This is a genomic window from Bremerella volcania (assembly GCF_007748115.1).
Classification (GTDB): domain Bacteria; phylum Planctomycetota; class Planctomycetia; order Pirellulales; family Pirellulaceae; genus Bremerella; species Bremerella volcania.
Genome location: NZ_CP036289.1, coordinates 3,034,606 through 3,050,854, shown reverse-complemented (window position 1 = coordinate 3,050,854; position 16,249 = coordinate 3,034,606). Strand labels below are relative to the sequence as shown.

The following is a 16,249-nucleotide window of genomic DNA, read 5'->3' as shown; positions in this document are numbered from 1 at the left end:
GTCGGCCGGCACGGGCTGGCCATGTCGCTCAGGATTTATCGCTAAAACATCCGCTCGATCCGCCAAGAATGCCTTCCAAACGGATGCAATCGGTTCCCCTTTCGCGTTATAGTCAGTTGCATCTGCCAACGATCTGACGATTCCCCCTTGGGTTCCCATCAATGAAAATTCCCACGCTTGCCCTTTGTCTTGCCCTCAGCTTTTTCTCCCTATCGCGTGCTGCTGACCTATATGTCACGCCCACAGGTGCAGGACAGAAAGATGGAACCGCCTGGGATTCGGCATACGCTGGTGGATCGCTCTCCCAGGTTATTGGCAACTTGAAACCCGGCGATACGCTTCAGCTTGGTGGTGGAAACTACGCCGGCGTGCCGCTCACAATTGATTGTCGCGGAACGGCCGAAGCCCCGATTACGATCCGCGGAGTGGATCGCGGAGATGGCCTTCCCAGGTTCACGCATACCTGGACGATCGAAGCTCCTGGCAAAGGTGCCACGGCGATTCGCCTGGGCGACAAGGCATCGCACATCACGTTTCAAAACCTGCGCATTGATGGCTACCGCACTGGCATCTTTGCCGACAAAGCGGCCGGGACAGAGGGACGCTCGCATCTGGCGTTCGACGACGTCGACGTGCAGCATTGCAGGTATGGGTTCTACCTGAGCGATTGCGATGATCTGCGGCTCGAAGGCTGCGACCTGCTTCGCTACAGCAAACATGGTTTCCGGCTCGAGCAAGGGTGCGATCGTGTCGTTTTCCGCGGCTGCGTGGCTGATTGTTCTCAGGCGGACACCCAATGGGAAAAGCATACCGAGCTTCTGCCGTTCGGTTTCAACGTCAACAGTGGCGGTGCTCCAAACACGCACATCGCTTTCGAGGACTGTACCGCGGCGAACAACATGATGCCGCTGCAAAAGAACCGCTATAAAAACGGGGATGGGTTCGTTGTCGAAGGCAACACGGTCGGAACCACATTGACCCGCTGCCGTGCCATTCGCAATCAAGATGCCGGCTACGACTTAAAGGTCGAAGACGTGCAACTGAAGGATTGCATCGCCTTGGCCAACGGCCGCCAGGTGCGCATCTGGACGACGGCCACCTTAGAAAACTGCTACGTCGGCTACGGCGGCACCGGCATCTGGTGTAACGGAGGACCGATCACCGCGAAGCTGTGCACCTTCTACGACCTGGGCGTTGCCGCGATGACCGACGACCGCGCGAAACACAAGATCACGCTCACCGATTGCCTGATCGCTAACTGCCAATCCACCCAGCGCCAAACGGCCAGCGGCGGGGGAGTTACCTTGGAAGAGACGGAAGTGATCCAGCCGCAAGAGAAGGCAAAACCAGGCGATAAACCTGCCACGCGCCCGGTGCCCCCGTGGGATGGATTTGGCCAGCCACTGGTGCCTGAATCAATGGCCAGCAAAGGCTATCATGCCGTGTCCAACTAACAAGCGTTAACCAGGGAATCTCCCTTCGAGAATAATCGACTCACGCAAAGCAACATAGTCGGAATGGTTCATGTTCAAGACGACAACGGTTGTACGGCCAACCGCCGTCTGGCCGTGAATGTATGCCTGACGAACCTCGAAATGTTCTTCCCAAATGTCGGTTCGCGGATGAAACAACCGTGTCAACTCACCCGACTCAGGATCGAGTCCCGCGATGTTTGGCCCCTTAAAGCTATTGCAGCGAACGCTGGACAACGCCAGATTCTCCAAGTCCATCTCACCGCCATGTTGACGTGCAATCACATGATCGATGGGAAAAGTTAGCAGGTGCACTGCTTGTGGCATGCGGCAGTATTCGCAGACATCGTTGGCTCGCTGACGAACACGTTGGACCAGCCCTGCATCCATTATTTTGAACGGAGCGCACGCCGCGCTCGTGAATGCCATAGCGAGAGTAAATCGGCAACGTGGTTGAGGTTTTCTAGCTCCTCATGTTCAGCTTCGGTCAAGAGACCACCGGCGTTCTTTTCCAAGAGGACCTTTACGCGTCGTTGGTCATCCGCTGAGATCGCGAGCGACAGAATGTGTTCCGCTATCTCTACAGAAAGTTCGCCCGAACTTTCAACGACCCGGCCGAAGATAGCTGCCTCAGAAAATTGCATTGGACCAGCGGGCTGCGAAACGTCACTCAAGAATCTATCCCTTATGGTAAGACTTTCTCAAAGTATACCTTGAAGGACTCTGGAAAGTCCAGAAAACAGGCCCATTAAGCCGCTTTCTGATAGGCAACCGGCGACTGAACAACCTCTTCGGGCACCGCATGCTGCGTCTTCATCGAGGCCAGGTATCGTAGTCGGCCTTGGCGGATCGCTCCTTGCCAGTAGCGGCGGAAAACTCGAAACCGCCACTCCGCCGGCATGGGAAGATACGTGATGGCGAGCTTGCGAAGTCGTTGACGAAACGATTCTTTCGCCTGGCGAAACCGAAGCCATACTGTGTTTCCTTGCAGCCACTCGCGTTCTGCCCATTCCCGGGTGTTGGCAACGTGCATCTCCTTCGACATGAGGTGGCACGAGCGGCACTCGTCTTCGCCGTATTCGATAAGCTCGTCCGAAAGTAGTTTCAAACTCACCTGGTTGCAATGCGATACAAACGATTTCGCGGCAAGACCGAACTGTACGCCGGCCGCCTCCAGTTGGCGACCGATCAGCATTTCGGCAAAGTGACCGAACTCGTCCTGGAAGCCGCCGATCTGTTCCCACAACCTGCGTTCAATCAACGTACCACGGATCGCGATCTTGCACTTCTTGGCGTTCATCCAGTGATGAAAGTCTTCTTCAAAGATCCTCTGTTCAAACCGCGCCACGTAGTTCGCGTTGATGCCGTCACTCGCGCTACAGGCAGCCGGCAGACCTGACTCTTGGACGAAATCGTAGATCTGCTGCAGACAATCGGCGCGTGGAATACAGTGTGATTCCGAGATGTAGAGGTACGTGCCGCGTGCGACCGCCGCACCGAAGTTATACAGGGCATTCACATTCACCCCAGGCCGGTAAATCCAATGTACCTGGGGAAATAGATCGACCAGCCAGGCGATCTCGTCGCGTGACGCCGCGTCGGTCGGCACGATCACCTCGTGAGTAACATCAAGGGTCTGCTGGGTGAAGCCTTTTAAAGAGTCGTACGCGTGCCCACGGTCGTCCGGCAGTGGTATCACCACGGAAATCACTGGATCCTCGACCATTGCTAGCACTTCCCCCCAAATCTATTCGTCTCTGCCTGTCTCTTGCTAAGTAAGGTGGCGAGAGAATAGCGACTGCTTGCATGGGGGGCAATGCGGAAATGTCTGAATCACCTAGACTTCCAAACGACGGGAACAAAAAAAGCCACGCTCACCGAGGCGAGCATGGCTTTCTGTGGGATATCAGCGATTCAAACGAAAACTACTTCGATTGAAGGTCAAAATCGATCGTGTTATTACCGCTTTGAACGTCGGCCGTCAGGGTCGACTTCTCGTGGTACTTCGGGGGCAGCAGTTCGGGGCGGGCCTTGACGACGGGGCCGTCTCCTTCGCCGCCGCTGGAACCACGGGCCGAAAGAATCCGCACGGTATGCGTGCCGATCGTGGCTCCATCGCGCGAGCCGGTAAACTTCAACACATAGTGGCCATTCTCGTCGGTAAAAGCAACCGAGGGGCGTGCATTGGTTGGTTCAAACTGAACCTCGGCACCATCCAGTGGCTTGCCGTCCAACGTGACCGTTCCCTCGACATAACCCAGGTCTGGGCCGTCCGCCTTCGAGCAGCCAATCACCACGCACAAAGCAATCGCGGCCACGATGGCCAACGAGGCGTTCGGTTTTAGAAATGAAGCAACGAATTGCATGAATAGGTGTCTCCGATGGAGTTCTTCAAGATAACTATGGAGGAAGAAAGGAAGATTAATACTCGCCGATTACCTGGCCATCTTGCATGTTGCCCAGGTATTCCATGATGGTGTCGGTCGTACCGGTCGTGTTGCTCGGAATCGTTTCCGACAGAAAGCTGACCGATCCATCCGCGAAAACAGCCATCGCCCCCCCTGGATGCAGGCTGGAGATACCATGGTTCTTGGCTTGGTTCTTGGAAGTCGTCGTCCCGATCACGATGTTTGGCGAAAACAACGTCGTACATAGCGTGCGGTACAGGCCTTGGTCGAAGTTAGCCTTGTCGGGGTGTTGATAGTGATCCGGACCTTTCCCGTTCTTATCACGCGTGGCGAACAGTTCGCTCGATCCGAACCATTCGCGATTCAAGACGTACGCGCGCTCGGCAACCATCAGCGTGTTGCTCGTCCCGTCGGTAACGTCACGCATCCGCGTGTCGCTGTCCTTGAAGAACATCCCGGTCGCCCCGGTCGTTCCATCGCCGAAGTTAGTAGCCTGATTCGCACGCACGTAGGCCGAACTGTTGACCCCCACGTAGTTCGTCTTGGAAAGACCAAGATTCGTTCCGCCAGCGTTCTCGATCGCGCACCCGGCACATTCGCCTGGATCACTGACCGAGGGGCCCGCGTCGGAAGGACATAGAAACGGATCGTAGGTTCCCTGCATGACGGCCTGATTGTTCGTCAGTGCCTGGCTCGGATTCACGCGGCCGACTTGCAGAGCATCGGTAACGTTGCCCAGTTCCATGAAGGGAAGAATGAACGCCGACCAGGTCCAGTGTCCCTGGTTATCTGAGATGCTCAACTCAATGTAACCCGAGGGAAAAGACTGAAAGGTGTCGTGATAGTTGTGCATCGCCAGGCCGATCTGCTTCAAGTTGTTCGAGCACTGCATCCGGCGAGCCGCTTCACGGGCTTGCTGCACCGCAGGCAACAACAGGGCGATCAGTACGCCAATAATGGCGATCACAACCAGCAATTCCACGAGCGTGAAACCGCGACGGCAACTTCGAGAGGTTCGAGTAGTCATGGGGCATCTCATAAAATAAGAATGAAGAGGAAGGATGAAGGTGCGATGGCACCTGATTGGTGACTGGACAAGCAATAGCCACCCAGGGAGCTCGGCCCAACCGACAATTCGTCAGTCAGACAATGAATAAATGAGGAACGAAACGCGTAAGGGAACTTAAGTGTCCCTGTTTATGTTTCGTACGCCCAAATTTTCCCTTACTATCTGATTCTTAGATTTTTCCGGAATTTTACTTTTAGGACGCTTCACGCCACCCATAAGTATCATTTTAGGAAAATCGCTTCAACAAGTTGCTGAGAAAGCATTTACCAAGGACCGATCACCCAATCGAGCGTCGCCAACAGCAGCAATAGAGCGAACGATGCACCTACGGCAAGAATTCTGAGAATCCAACGCTGCCGGGCGGGTGTCGAACTGATTGCCCGCGCAATCCCTCCCGCAATCCCGCCAGCAGCCGCCAACGGAAGGAAGCCCCCCAAGAAGATGCCGTACATCAGCAGCGCGAACATCGCCAGCGGAATGAACGAAGGCCCCGAAACGATGCCCCTAAAGGGAATCGGAAACCGAAAGAAGGTCACCAGCAGGGCCGTGATCGGTAACGAAGCACCGACCGACCAAACTACACCACTGAAGATCGCCCAGCCCAAGGAAAGGGAATCGCTCCTCGCCGGCGACGAGCCTTGCTCCAGCGGAGATTCGTAAGGGTTATCCATTACCGGCCCTGCTTACTTCGATCGTTGGTGAATCGCGGCTTGAAAAAGTGACCTCGTTGCTTCCGCTCTTCCAATATCATAGTCTCCTGACATACCCACCTTATTTCTCCTTCGATCGATAGGGCATTCCCCGTGAACACCATCCCGTACGTTTCGCTGACGCTATTCATCGTGTCGTTCTGCTTTTTGCCCGGCAGTCTGGTGGCCGAGGACGCCTCGTCTTGGAAATCACTTTTCAATGGCAAAGACCTAACCGGCTGGCAGGCCAATGCCCATCCCGAGTCGTTCACCGTCACCGACGGCAAGTTGAAAGCCCATGGCAAGAACGGCATGGCGCACCTCTTTTACGTGGGGGACACCGACCAAGACGTCCAGTTCAAGGACTTTGAACTCGTCGCCGTGGCTCGCAGCGAGCCTGGCTCGAACTCTGGTTTCTTCTTTCACACCGATCGCGAGCTTCGCGGCGGCAAGTATCTGAACAAAGGGTACGAAGTACAGCTCAATAGTTCCGCGAAAGAAAAGAACAAAACGGGCAGTCTTTATGCCGTCGTCCAGGTCGACCAGTCCCCCGTCGACGAGACGGAGTGGTTCACGATCCGCATTCGAGTGCAAGGCAAACGAATCCAAGTTCACGTGAACGACCAGCAATTGGTCGATTACACCGAGCCTGACAACCCCGAGCGTCCCGCCAGCCGAGCCAAGCGACTGATCGATCCCAACGGCGGAGCCCTGGCCATTCAAGCCCACGACCCCGGAAGCGTGTTCTACTTCCAAGAGATCCGCCTGCGCGAACTTTGATCGCGGGGAACGGGTCCATCATGCGAAGAAGTTCCAGCGGAAACGAAAGGGACACGCCATGGAGACCCCCGACAGCCAGGCATGGATCGGCGCGATAGCCGCGACGGTGGCTTCGTATCGGCATATGATCGACGCCACCGTCGCGCAACTCTCCGATGCCGAACTGCATGCCCATCCCGCCCCAGGGATCAATTCGGTCGCGATTCTGCTGCGGCATCTGGGGGGTAACCTTCGCAGCCGTTGGACCGACTTTCTGACGACCGACGGCGAGAAGCCCGATCGTGATCGCGACGCCGAATTCCAAGAGTGGGAAGGGGACCGCGCGGCGCTGTTGGCTCATTTCGACGCCGGCTGGGATGCGTTGAGTTCCGCAATCAAGCAAATCAATCCGTCGAACATCGACCAGCGCATCTTCATCCGTGGAGAACGCCACACAATCCCCCAGGCCCTCACGCGTTCGATAACCCACATCACCTATCACGTCGGCCAGATCGCCATCGTAGCTCGGATGGTGCACGACGGCCCGTGGCATTGGCTAACGATCGCCCCCGGCCAAAGCCAGCAGCACAACCAGCGTACGTGGGGCACGGCATCCAGCCGCAGCATTTTTGAAGATCCGGACGCAAAGGGTGACGCTTCCTCCTAGGCGATTGGGCATAAAAACGTGCACCGATCAAAGCGCCGTATTCGGGCGAAAGTTCGTTCTGTTGCTGGGAATTACCGCGTCACTCGTCACTCCCTCAAACGGCCCCTCTCGCATCAATACCCGCCTACCTTTCCGCTCAGCGACATTTGGGATACGCTTAACAGATAGGAACTCTAACATCCCCACTTCGCCGAAATTGTTGTTCTCTTGATCGTCGTTCGACCCTTTTCCAACAGCGATCCTCCCAAACTGGTGGAACTCTGGAACCATCAGCCCATCAGTCGGGGACTTGCTCAGCCCATGGCGGTGACGCTGCTGGAAGCCCAGGTTTTTGCCAAGCCCTATTTCCAGCCGAAGAACCTGTTGATCGCGGAGATCGAAGGGAAGCTCGCAGGCATGGCCCACTTGGTGCCCAGCGGTCTCATGCTGCCGGATGACCTTCACGCGGAGGTCGCTAATTTGCCGATCGTCTTGGCGGCGAACATCCCCCAAGCGGCCGAGGTGGAAGACGCGCTCGTTCATGCGGCCGAAGCCATCGTTCGAGAAACCTCGGCAACCTCCATCCTGCTGGGTGGAACGACCGAGCCGGGGCCTTTCTACTTCGGGCTGGCAAAAGGAAGTTGCAACCGCGGTACTCTCGTGTCCGATACGCGGATGATTGAATTGGCCGCGCGGCATGGCTTTGGCCAAGCTCGAAGCTGGGGTGTTTACAGTCGAGCTTTGCGAGGCTTTCGTCCTCCGGTCGATCGCAACCAGATTACTGCCCGGCGGTCGCTGAACGTCATGCGGGAAGACGATCCTCCCTATACCAGCTACCGCGATGCGTGCATCTACATGCATCAACATCGCACCCGCTACGCGCTGGTCCAGAAGCAGGACAGCCGCGAACTCGCCCATCTGACGGTCGTTCAAATGGAAGCGTTCAGTCACCTCCGCGGCGTTCGCATGAGCGGCATTGTCGACCTGGAAACGTTGAGCGGCTGCACGCAAGTTCAGGCCCAGTTCTTCCTGGCCGAAACGCTTCGGCAAATGACCGAAGAAGGGACCGCCGTCGTCGAAACCCAAGTTGCCAGCGAGAACGCGATCCTGACCCAGGTCGTCGATACCCTAGGCTTCGAAGCCATCGACGAACTCCGCCTGATGAGTAAACCAATCGTATAAAGTTCCCTCTCCCCTCGCAGGGAGAGGGCTAGGGTGAGCGACTGTGTTTAATTTCAAGCCGTTTGGGGCGTGGTCTGCCATGTTTTTTGTTCTCGAAGCATGGCGTTGAGGATGCACAGTAGCTTTCTCATGCACGCCACGATGGCAACTTTCGCACGCTTTCCGGCGTCTCGCAGTCGACGGTAATACGGTTTAATCTTGGGATTGTGGCGGATCGCTGAGAGCGTCGCCATGTAGAGCGCGGAGCGAACGGTCGTACGCCCTCCCCACGTGGTGCGCACTCCGCGGAACTTGCCGCTGTCGCGATTGATCGGGGCCACGCCTGCCAACGCCGCGATTTGATGCCGCGAGCAGCTGCCAAGTTCGGGAAGTTCCGCCAAGAGAGACAGTGAAGTATGGGGACCGATGCCAGGAACACTTTTGAGCAGATCGTCTTTGGTTCGCCAAACAGGCGTCTGCTGAATGGTTTGCTGGAGGTCGCCATCTAGTTGATCGAGCTGACTTTGGAGCGTTCGAATCACGGCCTTAATGCTGCGCTGGACAAGCTTGTCATCCGACTGTTGGAGGCGGTTCTTCTCCGCCGTCAGCATGCCAATCAATTGTCGTCGACGAGCGATTTGCTGCTGCAAACGCAGCTGTTCTTTACTGGGAATCGGCCGAAACGTGAGGCGAACGGCTTGGCCAAACTCGGCCAGGATGCACGCGTCAATCTCGTCGGTCTTGGCCAACTTGCCGGTCGCGCGAGCGTAGTTTCGTACTTGCCGTGGATTGACGACTGCCACCGGAAGTAATGCGGCGCCCAGTTCACCAACGATGGCTTTCTCGTATCCACCAGTGCCTTCCAGAACGACTCCGTCAATCGAGAGCGACTTCAGCTCTTGAACAATTTGTTGATGGCCTTCCGGCGTGTTGGGCCATTGCCGTACGGCGTCACCGATCGCAACATCAAGTTTGTCTTTCGAGACATCAATTCCAATAAACATCAAATTCGAGCTTCTCCCTTCCTTGCTAATGCGGGCTTGCCAGGCAGCGGCCCCAGCGACTGTTCGGGCTAAATCTCAAAAAAGCGGACCGGTATCTAGCTCACCCACGGCCTCTGACGACCCGAGGGTTATCGATCTCGCGATCCGCAAAGCTATCCCACTCCGTTCGCTACGCTCACTACGTGGGATAGCTTGATTCCAATGTAAATCTAAACAGATTTCAACATACAAGGGTTTCCTGAACGACGCATGCCCAACATCGCCACCCGATGGTCCACGTCAATCTCCTAAGGCCTGAAAGGCCGGCCCTTCGGAAGAAGATGAACTATGTGTGCCCCAGCGCTAGGAACGTTCTTCCGTAGAAGCTTCCGAGAACCGGGCCTCGCGGGGCGAGAGTTCGCCGCCTTGTTTCTCGGTCAGAATGCCGTACAACTCCGGACGTCGGCCGCGGATCCACCGCCGGCCGGTGCACTTATCCAGCAAGCTCATGTCGAGGTCGGCAACGACGATCGAATCGTTCGGCTCAGTCGCTTCCGCCACGATCCGGCCGTAGCAGTCCAGGATCATCGCATTGCCTGTTCGCACTTCGTCGTCGTCCAGACCAATCCCATTGCTGAAAAGAAGAAACAAGCCGTTATCATGCGCGCGGGCCGGCAACCACCGCAGTAGCCACCCGCGTCCTTTCGGCCCGTTAACCTCAGCGGCCAAGCGCTGGGGATCTTCCGCACGTGCGTGCCAGACTTCCGGATCGATCCGTCCCATCGCATGCGGACTGCGCGAAGCGGTTCCGCCGGTTTGATGTGGGGCAAGCAGGATATCGGCCCCTAGCAGTGCCGTCGCTCGGGCATTCTCCACCAGGTTGTTATCCCAGCAGATCAATACACCAAGCTTACAGCCCAGGGGAGAGTCGAAGACCGTATAACGATCGCCGCTGCTCATGTGCTGGCTGATAAAACAGTGCAGCTTTCGGTGGGCATGCACGTTGCCGTCAGGCATCGCCACGACATATGTGTTGTAAAGCTGGCCGTCGCTTGCCCGCTCGATGAGCCCGGCCCCGACGATCATCTGATGCTTTTCGGCCAGCTGCACCAGCGCCACGGTCGAAGGTCCGCCGGGGACTTCTTCCGCCAAAGCATCAATCGCATCGCGGTCGAGATTCCGCACATGCCAGTAGCCGGTCAGGCACATCTCGGGAAAGGTAATCAAGCGCACTCCCTCGTCGGCGGCCGACTCGACGAACCTGGCCACGGTGGCCAGGTTGGCTGCTTTATCACCAGGGGCGTGCTGAAACTGAACGGTCGCGGCGCGGAGGATCATGGCAGGCGTGGTTTGTCGACAGGGTAGGTTGTGCTGATGTGACTGGCCAGTTTAAGTTCCGCTTGCGGAATCGTGTTGCGGATGGCGAGTGGAATCGGATCGACAATTTGCTTGTCGCGGCGGGCAACGAGGTAACTGCGAATGATATCGCTACGTTGGTTCTGCATCAGGTAATGGACCCACAGCCATGCTTCGGCGTAATCGTTCGCGGCCATCTGCTCTGGCTTGGCCAGCGTGGCCAACCGTTCCAGATCCGGCTGCCAGTTGCCCCTTCGCATGCCATCGGCCAGCCAGGGAAGATGCTCGCGATTGAGCCGTCCCGGCACGCCAGCCACTTCGTAGTATTCGGCCAGGCCTTCGTCGAGCCACAAGGGAAGGGTACCAACCGACGAATTGAGATACGCGTGCGTCAGTTCATGCCGCAGATCAGACAGGACACTCTCGGACCAGATCGCATAGACGTAGTACTCACCGCGTTCGACCACAAACAGGGCTCGGCGTCCGTTGAGCTGCGGGAAGTGCTGCTGAGTGAACTCGGCGAACGTCGTCCCATCGCGGAAGATACGGACGTGAATCTTGTCGTTCGAGAATGGAATGCCCAGGTCGTCCCGCAATTCCATCTTCAGATTGCGGACCTCTTGCAGCACCTGGCTATCGTCTTGCAGATCGAAGTCGGCTTCAATCTTCAGCGGAACATCATCGACGAACGTCGGCGGGGGATCATGGATCTGGTTGCTCCACATCGTACAACCAACCGCGAGCCAAGCGCAGCTACCGACCAGCAGTGCCAGGCGAAGTTCGACAAGTTGTTGGAAGCGACCCATCCGTGGTCCTTAGGTTTAGAGCTAGTTACCCAAACTCTTGTTCCCTCTCCCTCGAAGGGAGAGGGGACAGGAAAGAGTTAACCAACCGTTTGAGCATCGATCAGCTGATCCAGCTCTTCCTTCAGTTTCTCGAGCACTTCTTCGTAGCCAAACGCGCCAATCGCTTCGCCACCGCGTTTGAGGTTCACGAAGTTGGGCCCGCACCACAAACCGAGATCGGCATCATCGGTCTCGCCGGGGCCATTCACGCGGCAACCCATCACGGCGATGGTGATCTTATGATCCTTCGCATACTCGGTCAGCTCTTTCACCTTGGCCGCCAGATCGACGAACGCTTCGTTCTCGACCCGCGAACAACTCGGGCAGCTGATGATGTTGAGCGTTTGCAATCCGTAATCGACTACTGTACGAACGCGGCCGGCGGCGATGTCGTCCAGGATCTTGCGGCCTGCTTCGATCTCTTCCCCCTTGCGCGAGTTGGGGACCGTCAGCGAAACGCGGATCGTGTCGCCAATACCGGTGCCGATCAGCTGCTCGAAGGCGATGCGTGTTTTGATGATGCCATCGGGCGGCATGCCGGCCTCGGTGACACCCAGGTGCAGAGGCACGTCGGGGCGCTTTTTGGCGAAGCGGCGATTCACCTCAATCACCTTTTGCGGATCGCTATCCTTCAGCGAAACGCAGAAGCGGTGGAAACCCAGACTGTCGACCAGGTCGCAGTGCTCCCAGGCACTTTCCAGCATCGGCGTGATCGAGTCGTCTTTTTCGTAGAGGGCCAGCTTGGCAGGATCAACGCTGCCGCAGTTCACCCCAATGCGAACGGCACAGTCGTTATCCTTGGCGATGCCAATAAGGTACTCGACCTTCTCCTGCCACGGCTTCTCGCGCTCGTGGTGGTAAAGGTGCCCGGGGTTGTAGCGGATCTTGTCGACGTGGGGAGCGACCAATTCGGCCAGCCGGTAGTTCTCTTGCAGGTCAACCGAAAGGTTGCCGGTGGTTTGCTTGCGAATCTCGGCCAGCGCTTCGGCGTCCTTCTTATTGTCGACGGCAATCCGAATGACGTCGGCACCGGCCTTCTCCAGGTCGGTGACCTGGGCGACGGTGGCATCAATGTCCTGAGTCTTGGTCGCCGTCATACTTTGGACGGCGATCGGGTGGCCAGATCCGATGGTGATGCTGCCGATCGCGACACTGCGCGTCGGATTGCGAACGATTTCCAACGTTGTAAACTCCCACGGTTGAAAGACTTTTGCTGTATTGTCTACAACCGCAGTGGTTTTGGCAACATCACGATTGGTTAGAGCGGTTCTCCGATAGATGGTTTGGCATGAACACCAGCGAGGCAAGATGGGCAAGGCGACCGAAGCAGGCGAATCCTTAAGATTCGTCGATGCAGGTCAACGAAGACCATCGCCGCCGTAGCCCGTTCAGGACAATCCAGTTATCGGCGAGTCGCTCTAAGCTTTGGGCGCTTCGTAAGTGATCGGGTAGGCGTCCCGAACCACCTTGGTCAGGGCTTCGACGAAGAAGTATTCGCCGAACATTACCGACTCGTCTACGCCCAGATCTTTCTCGGTGTGGTACACCCCGTGCTTCAGAATGCCTTCCCAGCCTTCGTCGTTAATGGCCAGGTACTGGGGGGTTACCAACGCGTCGAGCATCGCCAAGGCAGTTTCCTTATACTGCGCCCCTTTCGCAGAATCCTTCACCTGCCGGCTCAGGTCCAATAGGCCCGACGCGGCGATTGCTCCGGCCGAGGTCTCTTTCTGCGCTCCCCACGGAGCTGGCTGGCTCAGGTCGGCATCGAAGTCCCAGAACGGCACCTTATCTTCCGGCAAATTGGCGATCCAGAAGTCGGCGTTTCGCATCGAAACTTCCAGATACTGCTCGTCTTTGGTCAGTTGATAGCACTTCGAGTACCCATACAGCGACCACGCCAAACCGCGGGCCCAGCTGCTGTCACCACGCAGACCTTGGTGGGTGGTTTGCTTCAGGAATTCGCCCGTTTCGAGGTTAAACATCCCTTCGTGCGCCGTCGAACCGTTCTCGCGAACAATCGTGTCGCGGGTAGTCTGGCAGTGATTCACGGCGCGGCGCATCAGTTCCTCGTCGCCGGTTTCGATCGCCGCGTAGAAGATGATCGGCACGTTCATCATGATGTCGATGAACAGCGAATCGTCCGAAACGAAGCTTCGCAGGTATTGACCCTTCTCCTTGAAACGCATGGCGAGCGTTCGCCCGGCCTGGATCAGCACATCGTGCAGGTGCTTATCACCGGTCAGCTGGTACCAGGGGAGGTAAGTGCTCAAGAAGATGAATCCCAGATCGTGCACGTCGCGGTCGTGCTGGCGGTGCTCCAATAACTTCGAGTAGTGCTCGGCCTTTTCGCGCCAGGCGGGGTCGCCGGTCCGCAGGTGAAACTGCCACATCATCCCCGCATAGAAGCCAGCACACCAGTCGGTCCATAACTCTTTGTCATGCCGCCACTTGCCACCTTCCGTATAAATCGGGAAGTAGTCGGGATGCTGCGTGCTGGTCGCGGCAACCTGCTTTTCGGCGAACTGCAGGGCCTGGGTGTACTGCTCGATGCGCTGGTCGGTCATGATCGTGCGAAACTCTTACAGGTTAACGGGATAGGGGCGTCAAGTCGCGTACCGTTATCGGCTATAATGCGATGGTGTGGCTCATACTAGCCCTAGTCCGGCTACCCGAAAAGCGAGTTGCTGAAGGAACGTAAGAAAATTTCGATGTACGACCCTGTCTTTCATATCGTGCTGTTCGCCCCCGAGATCCCCCCAAACACGGGCAATATCGGGCGAACGTGCGTCGCCACCGGCAGCAAACTGTGGCTGGTCGAACCACTGGGTTTTCAGGTCGACGACACGGCTCTCCGCCGCGCCGGCATGGACTACTGGCAGCATCTGAACTGGGAGGTCGTCCCCAATTGGGAGACCCTTCAACAGCGTCTTAAGTCCAATCGCAAGTGGTACTTAACCAAGACCGCCAAGCGTAGCTACGCGACCGTCAACTTTGAAAAGGGAGACGCGTTCGTCTTCGGCTGCGAGTCCAAAGGCCTGCCGCGGGAGCTGGTCGAAGCGAATGACCAGACCGCCATTTCGGTCCCGATGCGTACCGATGTCCGCAGCTTGAACCTGGCTTCAACGGCCGCGGTGATCGCCTACGAAGGAGTCCGACAACTGACCCTCGCCGGTGAATATTCTTTACCCATTGGCGAGTCTCCGATTGGGTAAAGCCCCCCTGAATTGCCAGTCGCAATCCCCGGGGGTGGCCCTCTATGAAGACAGACTCGTTGTCAAGTGTTTTCACCGGTGGTTCCCTTCCTCTATCCGAGCGTTTCCCGTGGTGGGATAGCCCCTGTGGGTGTTTTCGAAGTAAAGGGGAAGGCTGCCCTAACCAGAGACGAGCTTGAGCCCAGGGCCACCTCGAGCGTACCTTCCCGCCGGAACAGGTGAATGCTTGACCAGTCGCTTCTTTCGAAGGATCTCCCAGAGTTCTATCGAGTTGTGGGGATTCCTTAATTTAAACGGCTTGCTCTAAAACGCGATCCGCTTGGGGCGTTTCGCGGCGTAGTTCGTGGTGCAGCCAGCGAACCCAACGATTGGCGACCGCCGCGACCACCACGTTCTTCGGTTTGCCTCGACTCAGCATGCCGGTCGCTAGCTTGGTCCATGGGCCACTTGTTTGTCGAATCAGTCGATGCCCCAATTCGATCAACACAGTCCGCAGGTCGGGGTTGCCGGCCTTGATCAGTCCTGCATCTGCCTGACGTTGTCCACTGCTGGCATTGCGAGGCGTCACTCCGCAGAACCGAGCCAGTTGCTTGCCACGCGTGAAGCGATCGAAGCGACCGATCTCGGCGCGAAGCGTAACCGCCGTCACCAGCCCCACGCCGGGCATTGTCAGAAGCTTCGCAACGACCGGATCGTCTTCGACCGTGTGCCTGATCTTGGCTTCCACAGCACGGATGCGACGCCCCAGGGAAGTCAATTCCTCGAGGTGGTCTTCCACAAGCCACCGGTCGCTTGGTGCCAAGTCGTCTGTTTCCTGCAGCCATGTGAGCCACTTCTTCGTCCAAGGCGTGCCGCCCGGTGAAGGCACCCGGTTTTCTCGTAAAAGCCCACGAATCCGCAGTTTAACGTCCCGCCGCCGCCGCACCAATTGAGCCCGATGGCGGACCAGGCGTCGCAGTTGCCGCGTTGCTTCGGGGGCCAGCCACACGCTCGGCAGGTAATTGACGCGAGCCAGATCGGCCAGCAGTTGGGCATCGGCCAGGTCGGTTTTGTCAGGCGAACGCTTCATCCGTGCGACGTAGCCTGGATGAGCCAGCTGCACCGGCAAATTGCGATGGGTGACCAGTTCCTCGGCCAGATCGGCCGCCCCGCAACAGGCCTCGATCGCCACGCGTTGCGGCGTGCCATGCTGCAACGCAAAGCGGGCAATCAAATCAGCCTCATTCCGCACCGACCGATTCGCCAGCGTCCGCCCTTCCGAATCCAAAACACACACCTGAACCAAATCCTGATGGTAATCAAGCCCGACGAAAGTTGGTAAACTAGACATCGCTCGTTGCTCCTTTTGGGTTTATGGGTTACTAACACACTCGTAGTAAACCCTAGGAGCAACGGGTCTTCATCCCTATCCAGAGAGATTCCTCTCTGGGTGGCCGCAGGCCACAAGCGGCTCGTGAGTTGAGCGAAAGCACGAAGGAACGTTTCTATCATCAGTAAACCTGATGCATGAGCCGCTTGTCGGCGATGCCGACCCAGGCGGAAAGAAACCGGCTCCTCCCTTCGATTTACGTTCGCATCCTTCGCGGATTGATCTTCCCTGATAGCTGGCTTTTGCTGACAATAGCCCGCGACCCGAAATGATCCATCGG

17 protein-coding genes are annotated in these 16,249 nt (G+C 57.2%); 5 read left to right on the top strand and 12 right to left on the bottom strand.

The window, feature by feature from the left end; genetic code table 11:
* The first annotated feature begins 161 nt into the window (after positions 1-161).
* A complete protein-coding gene (locus tag Pan97_RS12500; RefSeq protein WP_144973002.1) occupies positions 162-1,454 on the top strand; it encodes a right-handed parallel beta-helix repeat-containing protein in 1,293 nt (430 codons plus the stop codon).
* Positions 1,455-1,460: 6 nt separating this feature from the next.
* Here the strand turns inward: Pan97_RS12500 and Pan97_RS12495 are convergent, their stop codons facing one another.
* The 6 genes from Pan97_RS12495 to Pan97_RS12470 form a co-directional block, all read right to left on the bottom strand.
* Positions 1,461-1,862 (bottom strand): HNH endonuclease, encoded by a 402-nt coding sequence (locus Pan97_RS12495; RefSeq protein WP_144973000.1) that lies wholly within the window; start codon positions 1,860-1,862, stop codon positions 1,461-1,463.
* Positions 1,862-2,146, bottom strand: a complete 285-nt coding sequence (locus Pan97_RS12490) for a hypothetical protein (protein WP_144972998.1) — start codon at positions 2,144-2,146, stop codon at positions 1,862-1,864. Before Pan97_RS12490 ends, Pan97_RS12495 begins: the two co-directional genes overlap by 1 nt.
* 74 nt (positions 2,147-2,220) lie before the next feature.
* Complete coding sequence (locus Pan97_RS12485) at positions 2,221-3,198, bottom strand: glycosyltransferase family 2 protein (RefSeq protein WP_144972996.1); 978 nt, start codon at positions 3,196-3,198, stop codon at positions 2,221-2,223.
* Positions 3,199-3,397: 199 nt separating this feature from the next.
* Positions 3,398-3,838 carry a DUF4198 domain-containing protein gene (locus Pan97_RS12480; protein ID WP_144972994.1) on the bottom strand — a complete coding sequence of 147 codons (441 nt, stop codon included), beginning with the start codon at positions 3,836-3,838 and terminating at the stop codon, positions 3,398-3,400.
* Between the two features lie 55 nt (positions 3,839-3,893).
* Positions 3,894-4,907 carry a DUF1559 domain-containing protein gene (locus Pan97_RS12475; protein ID WP_144972992.1) on the bottom strand — a complete coding sequence of 338 codons (1,014 nt, stop codon included), beginning with the start codon at positions 4,905-4,907 and terminating at the stop codon, positions 3,894-3,896.
* A gap of 305 nt (positions 4,908-5,212) precedes the next feature.
* On the bottom strand, positions 5,213-5,620 hold the full coding sequence (locus tag Pan97_RS12470) for a hypothetical protein (RefSeq protein WP_144972990.1): 408 nt from the start codon (positions 5,618-5,620) through the stop codon (positions 5,213-5,215).
* A 132-nt stretch (positions 5,621-5,752) separates the two neighbouring features.
* On the opposite strand from Pan97_RS12470, the gene Pan97_RS12465 reads away from it, so the two are divergent.
* The 3 genes from Pan97_RS12465 to Pan97_RS12455 all read left to right on the top strand — a co-directional run bounded on the left by Pan97_RS12465 (position 5,753) and on the right by Pan97_RS12455 (position 8,225).
* The gene (locus Pan97_RS12465; protein ID WP_165698726.1) at positions 5,753-6,418 is read left to right on the top strand and encodes a 3-keto-disaccharide hydrolase; all 666 of its coding nucleotides are present in this window, start codon (positions 5,753-5,755) and stop codon (positions 6,416-6,418) included.
* A 58-nt stretch (positions 6,419-6,476) separates the two neighbouring features.
* A complete protein-coding gene (locus tag Pan97_RS12460; protein WP_144972986.1) occupies positions 6,477-7,064 on the top strand; it encodes a DinB family protein in 588 nt (195 codons plus the stop codon).
* 207 nt (positions 7,065-7,271) lie between these two features.
* On the top strand, positions 7,272-8,225 hold the full coding sequence (locus Pan97_RS12455; protein ID WP_144972984.1) for a hypothetical protein: 954 nt from the start codon (positions 7,272-7,274) through the stop codon (positions 8,223-8,225).
* A gap of 53 nt (positions 8,226-8,278) precedes the next feature.
* Here the strand turns inward: Pan97_RS12455 and Pan97_RS12450 are convergent, their stop codons facing one another.
* The 5 genes from Pan97_RS12450 to Pan97_RS12430 all read right to left on the bottom strand — a co-directional run bounded on the left by Pan97_RS12450 (position 8,279) and on the right by Pan97_RS12430 (position 13,952).
* Entirely contained in the window at positions 8,279-9,208 is a 930-nt protein-coding gene (locus Pan97_RS12450) for an IS110 family RNA-guided transposase (protein WP_144971316.1), read from the bottom strand.
* Between the two features lie 342 nt (positions 9,209-9,550).
* On the bottom strand, positions 9,551-10,525 hold the full coding sequence (locus Pan97_RS12445) for a nitrilase family protein (protein WP_144972982.1): 975 nt from the start codon (positions 10,523-10,525) through the stop codon (positions 9,551-9,553).
* Positions 10,522-11,349 (bottom strand): DUF1570 domain-containing protein, encoded by an 828-nt coding sequence (locus Pan97_RS12440; RefSeq protein ID WP_144972980.1) that lies wholly within the window; start codon positions 11,347-11,349, stop codon positions 10,522-10,524. The genes Pan97_RS12445 and Pan97_RS12440 overlap by 4 nt, the downstream gene beginning before the upstream one ends.
* Positions 11,350-11,426: 77 nt before the next feature.
* Positions 11,427-12,569: a (E)-4-hydroxy-3-methylbut-2-enyl-diphosphate synthase gene (gene ispG / locus Pan97_RS12435; protein WP_144972978.1), complete on the bottom strand. Its 1,143-nt coding sequence runs from the start codon at positions 12,567-12,569 to the stop codon at positions 11,427-11,429.
* A 237-nt stretch (positions 12,570-12,806) separates the two neighbouring features.
* The gene (locus Pan97_RS12430; protein WP_144972976.1) at positions 12,807-13,952 is read right to left on the bottom strand and encodes a glycoside hydrolase family 88 protein; all 1,146 of its coding nucleotides are present in this window, start codon (positions 13,950-13,952) and stop codon (positions 12,807-12,809) included.
* 144 nt (positions 13,953-14,096) lie between these two features.
* Between Pan97_RS12430 and Pan97_RS12425 the strand changes: the two genes are divergently transcribed.
* Positions 14,097-14,600: a tRNA (cytidine(34)-2'-O)-methyltransferase gene (locus tag Pan97_RS12425; RefSeq protein WP_144972974.1), complete on the top strand. Its 504-nt coding sequence runs from the start codon at positions 14,097-14,099 to the stop codon at positions 14,598-14,600.
* Positions 14,601-14,889: 289 nt separating this feature from the next.
* Here the strand turns inward: Pan97_RS12425 and Pan97_RS12420 are convergent, their stop codons facing one another.
* Positions 14,890-15,930: an IS110 family RNA-guided transposase gene (locus tag Pan97_RS12420; protein ID WP_144972314.1), complete on the bottom strand. Its 1,041-nt coding sequence runs from the start codon at positions 15,928-15,930 to the stop codon at positions 14,890-14,892.
* Positions 15,931-16,249: the final 319 nt, after the last annotated feature.